This window comes from Micromonospora sp. D75, from assembly GCF_018070405.1.
GTDB lineage: Bacteria > Actinomycetota > Actinomycetes > Mycobacteriales > Micromonosporaceae > Micromonospora > Micromonospora chalcea.
In genome coordinates, this window is record NZ_JAGPXV010000339.1 from 1 (window position 1) to 6,409 (window position 6,409).

At 75.1% G+C, this 6,409-nt stretch carries 8 protein-coding genes; 3 read left to right on the forward strand and 5 right to left on the reverse strand.

Features of this window, described 5'->3' with window-relative positions; all coding sequences use genetic code 11:
• The 3 genes from KBX39_RS19745 to truB form a co-directional block, all read right to left on the reverse strand.
• A partial coding sequence (locus KBX39_RS19745; RefSeq protein ID WP_210871903.1) for a 30S ribosomal protein S15 occupies positions 1-116 on the reverse strand: 116 nt, incomplete at its 3' end.
• A 181-nt stretch (positions 117-297) separates the two neighbouring features.
• On the reverse strand, positions 298-1,224 hold the full coding sequence (locus KBX39_RS19750; protein ID WP_030503409.1) for a bifunctional riboflavin kinase/FAD synthetase: 927 nt from the start codon (positions 1,222-1,224) through the stop codon (positions 298-300).
• A 29-nt stretch (positions 1,225-1,253) separates the two neighbouring features.
• Entirely contained in the window at positions 1,254-2,138 is an 885-nt protein-coding gene (gene truB, locus KBX39_RS19755; RefSeq protein ID WP_210871896.1) for a tRNA pseudouridine(55) synthase TruB, read from the reverse strand.
• 108 nt (positions 2,139-2,246) lie between these two features.
• On the opposite strand from truB, the gene KBX39_RS19760 reads away from it, so the two are divergent.
• The 3 genes from KBX39_RS19760 to KBX39_RS19770 all read left to right on the forward strand — a co-directional run bounded on the left by KBX39_RS19760 (position 2,247) and on the right by KBX39_RS19770 (position 4,604).
• Positions 2,247-3,242, forward strand: a complete 996-nt coding sequence (locus KBX39_RS19760; RefSeq protein ID WP_210871898.1) for a hypothetical protein — start codon at positions 2,247-2,249, stop codon at positions 3,240-3,242.
• A gap of 42 nt (positions 3,243-3,284) precedes the next feature.
• Complete coding sequence (locus tag KBX39_RS19765) at positions 3,285-3,578, forward strand: hypothetical protein (protein ID WP_064447087.1); 294 nt, start codon at positions 3,285-3,287, stop codon at positions 3,576-3,578.
• Between the two features lie 84 nt (positions 3,579-3,662).
• Positions 3,663-4,604: a hypothetical protein gene (locus tag KBX39_RS19770; protein ID WP_043325806.1), complete on the forward strand. Its 942-nt coding sequence runs from the start codon at positions 3,663-3,665 to the stop codon at positions 4,602-4,604.
• 6 nt (positions 4,605-4,610) lie between these two features.
• Here KBX39_RS19770 and KBX39_RS19775 read toward each other — a convergent pair whose 3' ends face one another.
• Both KBX39_RS19775 and KBX39_RS19780 read right to left on the reverse strand, forming a co-directional pair.
• Positions 4,611-5,933 (reverse strand): MATE family efflux transporter, encoded by a 1,323-nt coding sequence (locus KBX39_RS19775; protein WP_210871900.1) that lies wholly within the window; start codon positions 5,931-5,933, stop codon positions 4,611-4,613.
• Positions 5,934-5,980: 47 nt separating this feature from the next.
• Positions 5,981-6,301, reverse strand: coding sequence for a hypothetical protein (locus tag KBX39_RS19780; RefSeq protein ID WP_210871902.1), 321 nt, complete (start codon positions 6,299-6,301; stop codon positions 5,981-5,983).
• Positions 6,302-6,409: the final 108 nt, after the last annotated feature.

Consider the following 6,409-nt stretch of genomic DNA (forward strand, 5'->3'; position numbering starts at 1 on the left):
AGCTCAGCGATCCGCTTGGTCAGGACCGCGACCTGCACCTCGGGCGAGCCGGTGTCGCCCTCGGCGGTCGCGTACTCCTGGCGGATCTTGGCCTTGGCTTCCTGGTCGAGCGCCATGTTCTCCCTGTTTCGTGGGTCATTCGATGAGGTCCGGAGCGGTCGTGGTGACCGGTGCAACGGACCGGTTCCTCGCACCCGCGGCGTCGTGCAGGCACGCGAGGCCCCCGTCGGTCAGCCGACGTCTCCGCCAGCCTACCAGCCCCCGGGCCGGACGGCCGGTCAAGGTCGCCCGAGCGGGTCAGGACACCGCCCGGCGGGTGCGCTCCACGTCCTCGGCGATCTGGGCCACCAGCGGCTCGATCGCGTCGTACGTCCGCTGCTCGCGCAGGTGCGCCACGAAGTCCAGGGCCAGCCGCTCGCCGTACAGGTCGCCGGTGAAGTCCAGCGCGTACGCCTCCACCCGCCGTTCCCGGCCGGAGAACGTCGGGTTGGTGCCGATCGACACGGCCGCGGCGAGCGGTTCGCCGTCGCGGCGCACCAGGCGGGCCGCGTACACGCCGTCGGCGGGCACCGCCGCGTACCTGTGGGTCAGCAGGTTGGCGGTGGGGTAACCCAGCTCACGTCCGCGCTGGTCGCCGCGGACCACCACGCCCTCGACCCGGTGCGGGCGGCCGAGCGCCGCCGCCGCCGCGCCCACGTCGCCCGCGTCGACGCAGGACCTGATGTACGTGGAGGAGAAGACCGTCCCCGCCTCGGCGACCAGCGGCGCCCCCTCGACGGCGAAGCCGAAGGTGCGGCCGAGCCGTTCCAGCAGCGGCACGTCCCCGGCCGCCCGATGCCCGAACCGGAAGTTGTCGCCGACCACCACGAGCGCGGCGTGCAGGTGCTCGACCAGGACGTCGTGCACGAACGCCTCGGGTGGCAGCCGGGAGAACTCGACCGTGAACGGCACCACGCAGAGCACGTCCACGCCGAGCGCCTCGATCAGCTCGGCCTTGCGCGCCGGCTCGGTGAGCACCGCCGGGTGCGAGCCCGGGCGCACCACCTCGGCCGGGTGCGGGTCGAACGTCACCACCACCGACTTGACGCCCAGTTCCCGGGCGCGCGCCACGGTGTGCCCGATGGTGGCCTGGTGCCCCCGGTGCACGCCGTCGAAGACGCCGATGGTGACCACCGAGCGTCCCCAGCCGCCGGGCGCCGCCTCGTACCCCCGCCACCGCTGCATGCCGTTCCTCCCCTGTCCGCCCGCGCCGTTCAGGCCGGGGCCAGCACGATCTCCGCGCGGGCCCGACCGTCCCGCTCGCTGACGATAGCGATCAGCCCGCCCGCCGGGTCGAAGACCGCGTACGGCCCGGTGATCCCGGCCGGGGTCAGCGGCCCGCCGTGGGAGAGCACCCGGGTCTCGTCGGCGGTGGCGTCCCGGCGCGGGAAGAACCGCGCGGCGGCGGCGTCCAGCGGCAGGTTCACCACGTCGGGCGCGCGCTGCTCCAACTGGTCGAGCGTGGCCGCCTCGGCGAGCGTGAACCCGCCCACCGCGGTGCGGCGCAGCGCGGTGAGGTGGCCGCCGACGCCGAGCGCGGCGCCCGCGTCACGGGCCAGCGCCCGGATGTACGTCCCGGACGAGCAGGTCACCTCCACGTCCACGTCCACCACGTCCGGGACGTCCCGGCGGATGTCCCGCACGTCCAGCCGGGAGACGGTGACCCGGCGGGCGGGCAGCTCGACCGTCTCGCCGTCACGGACCCGCTTGTACGCCCGCTGGCCGTTGATCTTGATGGCGCTGACCGCGCTCGGCACCTGGTCGATCTCGCCGGTGAGGGCGGCCAGCGCGGCGCGTACCCCGTCGTCGGTGACCGCGCCGGCCGGGGTGGTCGCGACCACCTCGCCCTCGGCGTCGTCGGTGACGGTGGCCTGCCCCAGCCGGATCGTCGCGGCGTAGCTCTTGCCGGCGCCGATCACGTACGTGAGCAGCCGGGTCGCCCGGCCCACCCCGATCACCAGCACGCCGGTGGCCATCGGGTCCAGCGTGCCGCCGTGCCCCACCCGGCGGGTACGGGCCAGCCGGCGGATCCGGGCCACGACGTCGTGCGACGTCATGCCGCCGGGCTTGTCGACCACGATCAGACCGTCTGTGCTCACGACCGCCAAGCCTGCCAGACGGCGCCGATCCTCCCTGCGGGGGATACCGCCCTGCTTCGGCGGGGTGTCAAGATCGTGCGCCCCCGCCCCGTCTGCCCGGGAAGTCCGATGACCGATCACCGTTCCGTCCCCGATCCCCACGCCACCGATCGCCCGTCGGAGGACACGCTGGGTCGGGTACCCGAGTGGCTGCGCCAGCCCGCGCCCGAGGTCGAGCCGGGCCGCGGCGACCGCCTGCTGATCGCGCTCGGCGGGCACTCCGGCAAGCTGCTCGGCGGCGTGGTCGTGCTGGCGCTGCTCGCGTTCTTCGGGCTCGTCGGCGGCCTCGGCTACCAGGGCTTCCAGCGCTGGCGGGAGCCGCCCGCCGAACACCCCACGGTGAGCCTGCCGGTCGGTGAGCAGGCGTCCTCGTCGGCCTCGCCGCCACCGGCCGCCGGCCCGTTCGACGGCACCCCGGCAGCCGGCTTCCCCGAGGGCACGGCCGGGATCGCGCTGCCCCGGGCCAAGCGGACCGGCGCGTTCACCGAGAAGCAGGTGGCAGACACGCTGGCCAAGGTACGCAAGGCGCTGATCACCGCCCGGCTGGACCGCACGTTCTTCACCGCGAAGAACCCGGAGCGGCTGGTCCGCCAGTTCGCCCCGGACGCGCGGGCCGGCGTACGGGACGACTTCCCCACCGGCGAGGCGGGCACCTACTCGACCCGGCTCGCCCCCGGCGCCCGGCTCACCGACGACGAGCCCCGGGTCAAGGGCCGGATCAGCTACCGGGCGACGAAGGACCGGGACGGCATCCGCATCCTGGAGGTGACCACGAACTTCGTCTGGGCGTACGCGTTCTCCACCGCCCGCCCCGCCCCGGGCGCCGGCGTGGTGGTGGTCCACGACACGGTGAAGTGGAGCATGCCGCACCCGGCCGACGTGACCACCGCCTCCGCCGGGCTGTGGATCGAGCGGGCCGACTCGTACGCCTCCAACATCGACTGCGTCGCGCTGGACAAGGGGCTGCTCGCGCTGGGCCGGCCCTCGCTCGCCGGTCCGGCCGACCCGGACCCGGACGCGGTCTTCGACCCGGACAAGACGGTCGACCTGCCGGACACCTGCTGACCCGCCCACCTCACCACGCCACCCCGCGGTAGGAGCCTTTCGATGAGCGACGCCCCGCCACCGCACCGCGCCCGGGTCGACCTGCCGGACTGGATGCGCAATCCGGAGCCGCCCCGCCGTACGCTCGGCCGCCGCCTGTCCGGCCTGGTCGACGGTGTGCCGGCGCTGGCGGCGGCGCGCCGCCGGATGTGGGCCTGGCAGGGCCGGACCCGGTTCGGCGAGCGGCACCCCACGATGGCCGCGATCGGGTCGTTCGTGTTCGTCCTGGTGACCGCGACGCTGCTGGTCGTCGGCACGCTCTACCTCGGGTGGGCGATCCGGCAGGGGCGGATCTGACCGGCACGGAAACGGGACAGCGGGATCGGCGGCGGAGTGCAATGATCATGCGCCCCCTGGCCCTGCACCCCTCTGGAACGCCGCATGAGCACCGAAGACGGAACCACGCCGCCCGAGCCGGATCCCTACGCCGTCGCCTCCCGGGGCGCGGAGATCCAGCTGCCGAGCTGGATGACCGGAGCGGACGCGGACGTCCCGCTGACCCGCGGCGAGCGCTTCCGCATGGTCTGGTCGCGGCAGCGCGGCAAGCGCCGCGTCGCCTTCGTGGTGGTGCTGGCGCTGGCGCTGATCGGCGGCACTGTCGTGCTCGGCCGGGTCACCGTGGACCGGGTGCGGTCCGGCACCGCCGCCGCGGCGTCGGCCGAGGCCAGCCCGTCGCCGGTGCCGCTCAGCCGGGTGGGCGAGCCGCGCGACCTGTTCGCGGGGACCATCGGCGCGGACTTCGCGGTGGGTGAGGCCGGGATCGTCCTGCCGGAGGCCACGGCGCGGCCGCCGTTCACCGCCCGCGAGGTGGCCGCGGCGCTGACCCGGGTCCGGGCCGCGCTGGTCCAGGCCCGGCTCGACCTGTCCATGATCCTCGGCGACACGGAGCCGTTCCTGGCGCTGCTGGCGCCGGCCGCGCGCGCTCAGCTGCGTACCGACTTCGAGGACTTGTCGTTCGTGAACTACGCCACCCGGATCGGCTCGCAGGACAGCGCGGACGAGATCCGGGTCCGGGGTGAGATGCGCTACCGGGCCGTCACCGGCGACGACGGCCGGCCGATCCTGCGGATCACCACAGAGTACGTCTGGATGTACGCGTTCGACGTGCCGCGGACGACACCGGGCCGGGCCGGGATCGCCGCCATCCGTGACCGGGTCGTCTGGGAGGTCCCCCACCCCGAAGGGTTGCCGGCGGCGAAGCGCGGGCTCTGGCTCGTCTCCGCGCAGGCGAGCACGAACAACGTCGACTGCGCCCGGCTGGACGAGGGCTTCTTCGTGGTCGAGCCGTGGATGGGCGGCCCCGGTTCGTTCCAGCCCTGCTGACCGGCGTCAGCGGACCGCGCCGACCACCGCCCACGCGCCCGAGCGCATCCGCAGCAGCAGGCCGGCCAGCCGCAGCACCACGAACAGCGTCAGCCCGGCCCAGATCCCGCCCAGCCCGAGTTCCAGCCCGTACGCCAGCCAGATCGCCGGCAGGAACCCGCCGAACGCGCACACGATGGTGAGGTTGCGCAGGTAGCGCACGTCGCCCGCGCCGATCAGCACCCCGTCGAGCGCGAACACCACGCCGCCGATCGGCTGGAGCACGACGAACCAGGGCCAGGCGGTCATGGCCTGCTCGCGTACCTGCGGATCGGAGCTGAACCACGACGGCACGACGCCGGCGCCGGCGGCGATCAGCACCGCGAAGGCCACGCCGCACAGCCCGCCGAGCAGCGCGACGCGGCGGGCCAGGAACCGCGCGCCGGCCGCGTCGCCGCCGCCCAGCGCGGCGCCGACCAGCGACTGCGCGGCGATGGCCAGCGCGTCGAGCACCAGCACGGTGAAGAACCACAGTTGCAGGGCGATCTGGTGCGCGCCCACCGCGGCGGCGCCGAAGCGGGCCGCGACGGCGGTCGCGGACAGGAAGCTGGCCTGGAACGCGACACCGCGCACCAGCAGGTCCCGGCTGAGCACGAGCTGCTGACCGATCACCCGGGGCCGGGGCCGCAGCGAGACCCGCTCGCGCACCAGCGCGGCCGCGAACAGGACGCCGGAGAGCGTCTGCGCGATCGCGTTCGCCACCGCCGAGCCGACCAGCCCGAGCCCGGCCGGATAGACCAGCAGCGGGCAGAGCACCGCGGAGAGCAGGTTGGGGCCGAGCACGAACAGCAGCGGCCGGCGGGTGTCCTGGATGCCGCGCAGCCAGCCGTTGCCGGCGGCGGCGAGCAGCAGGCCGGGCGCGCCGAGCGCCGCAACCCGCAGCCATCCGGCGGCGGCGTCGGCCACCTCGCCGGGGCCGCCGACGAGGGTACGCGCCAGCGCGCCCCCGCCGATGCCGATGGCGACCGCCACCAGCACTCCGGTGGCCAGCGCGAGCCAGGACGCCTGCACGCCCTCGGCCACCGCGGCGGCCCGGTCCCCCGCCCCGAAGCGGCGGGCCGAGCGCCCGGTGGTGCCGTACGCGACGACGGTGCCGACCCAGGCGGTGAGCGTCATGACGGTGCCGCCGACGGCGAGCGCGGCCAGCGGCACCCGCCCGAGGTGACCCACCACTGCGGTGTCGACCAGGACGTAGAGCGGCTCGGCGGCCAGCACCACGAGGGCGGGCAGCGCGAGCGTGGCGATCCGCCGGGGTGTGGCGGCGGTGGCGGGGGCGGCAGTCGTGCTCATCGACGCCGATCCTGGCACGCTCCCGGTAAGGTCCGCAAGGCGGGGGGCTACTTACTTACGTCGGCCAGGAACCGCGCCGTGTCACGCCGCAGGCAGCGCAGCCGGGAGGTGTCGCAGAGCACTAGCAGGTCGGCGCGGGGCAGCCGGAGGTCGAGCGTGCTCGCGTAGTTGCCGTCCATCACCCAGGCCGGGCGGGCGGCGAGCGCTGCCACCTCGGCGCGGAAATCCGCCGGGGCCGGTGCGGTCCAGCCGGGGCGCCAGTAGTGCCGGTCGAGGTGGATCAGCGGAAGGTCGAGTCGCCGGGCCAGTTCACCGGCGAGCGTGCTCTTGCCGGCGCCGGCGGCGCCGACGACCAGGATGCGTCGCACCGGGTGACGGTAGCGCCGTCCGGCACGGCGGTCGGTCCCGAGCGGCGGTGACGTCGGCGTCGGGCCACGGGTGCGGCCCGGCCGGCGTCCCCGCCGGACGGCGGACGT

Bases quoted from the DNA above. Each gene is read 5' to 3' on its own strand.
- KBX39_RS19750 (WP_030503409.1), bottom strand. From the start codon at position 1,224: ATGCAGCGGTGGCGGGGGTACGAGGCGGCGCCCGGCGGCTGGGGACGC.
- KBX39_RS19760 (WP_210871898.1), top strand. From the start codon at position 2,247: ATGACCGATCACCGTTCCGTCCCCGATCCCCACGCCACCGATCGCCCG.
- KBX39_RS19765 (WP_064447087.1), top strand. From the start codon at position 3,285: ATGAGCGACGCCCCGCCACCGCACCGCGCCCGGGTCGACCTGCCGGAC.
- KBX39_RS19770 (WP_043325806.1), top strand. From the start codon at position 3,663: ATGAGCACCGAAGACGGAACCACGCCGCCCGAGCCGGATCCCTACGCC.
- KBX39_RS19775 (WP_210871900.1), bottom strand. From the start codon at position 5,933: ATGAGCACGACTGCCGCCCCCGCCACCGCCGCCACACCCCGGCGGATC.